The sequence below is a fragment of the Phyllobacterium sp. P5_D12 genome (genome assembly GCF_054049495.1).
In genome coordinates this window covers 1-1,024 of sequence record NZ_JBFUMG010000980.1, presented here as the reverse complement: position 1 = coordinate 1,024, position 1,024 = coordinate 1, and the positions used below count along the sequence as shown (strand labels likewise).

The window sequence follows — 1,024 nt, the reverse complement described above, 5'->3', positions numbered from 1 at the left end:
CTTTCCGGATTTCGAAGAAGGTTTTATAAGTGGGGCCGTCAAGCACGACACCCTTGAAATGCTTGTTGGAATCAGGCAGCAGCTGAATTGCCGACACATCACGCATGTGGGCCATAGCGATCAGCCTGGCCCTTATCGCGGTCCTGCTCCAGATATATCTGTGCTCACCACTGTGCCGACGAAATGGGTGATGCGTTATGCAGCCAAGAACTACTTCGCGATTGATCCGATCATGCATGCCGTAAGGGCATCCAGACAAACTGGAAATGCACCTGGCACCATCCGCAACCTCTCAGCAGAGGGATTGTCGCTAGAGGCGAGACACTTTCTGCGCGATTGCGAGTTGCGTGGTTTGGGTAATCTCTACCTAATGGTCGATGTTTCGAATGCCCATGGTTTTCGCGGCGTTACGCTTTTTACTTTCGACATTGAACCGGCACATGAAGCTGCATTCGTGGACGGGATGCGAAAGAGGTTGGCGACCGTTTCGACGCGCCTGCACAACGTGCTTCATGGCAATCGTAATCCGGGTCTTGCAGCGGTCGTCGCGAAGCTGTTGACGAAACGCGAAATGGATTGTTTGTACTGGGCCGCCAACGGTAAAACCGACGGTGAAATTGGCGAGATTCTCAACATCGCCCGCTGGACCGTAGTGACCTATCTGCAGAACGCCAAGAACAAGCTTGGTTGCTCCAATCGCACATCAACAGTGGCGACAGCGCTTGCCTTGGGCGTCATCGAGATGCCAGCCATTGCCAGCAGGTTCTAGAACTTATTTGGGTGCAGTCAGTTGTGGCAGCCGGGCGTTGTCGAACGCTGCCGCGAGCAGAGCCGTATTGTCGGCCGGACTTTTGCCTGTTTCGGCGAATCGAACATGATGCAAGTCGATCTCGGTTGCATCGGATGACAGGGTCAATCTGAAATAAGCATTCACGCCCATATTGCTGAATTCCAGATCAAGCATCACTTTTGGCGTTGAATTCCAGTCGAGTATATACTCGCCACCGAGGCCGAAGGTAAGCGT

1 protein-coding gene and 1 pseudogene are annotated in these 1,024 nt (G+C 53.1%); one reads left to right on the top strand and one right to left on the bottom strand.

The window, feature by feature from the left end; all coding sequences use genetic code 11:
- The first annotated feature begins 58 nt into the window (after positions 1-58).
- Positions 59-769 carry a LuxR C-terminal-related transcriptional regulator gene (locus ACXJ5O_RS28140; RefSeq protein WP_457302784.1) on the top strand — a complete coding sequence of 237 codons (711 nt, stop codon included), beginning with the start codon at positions 59-61 and terminating at the stop codon, positions 767-769.
- A 3-nt stretch (positions 770-772) separates the two neighbouring features.
- On the opposite strand, the pseudogene ACXJ5O_RS28135 reads toward ACXJ5O_RS28140, so the two are convergent.
- A pseudogene (locus tag ACXJ5O_RS28135) lies at positions 773-1,024 on the bottom strand (hypothetical protein); the annotation flags it as partial.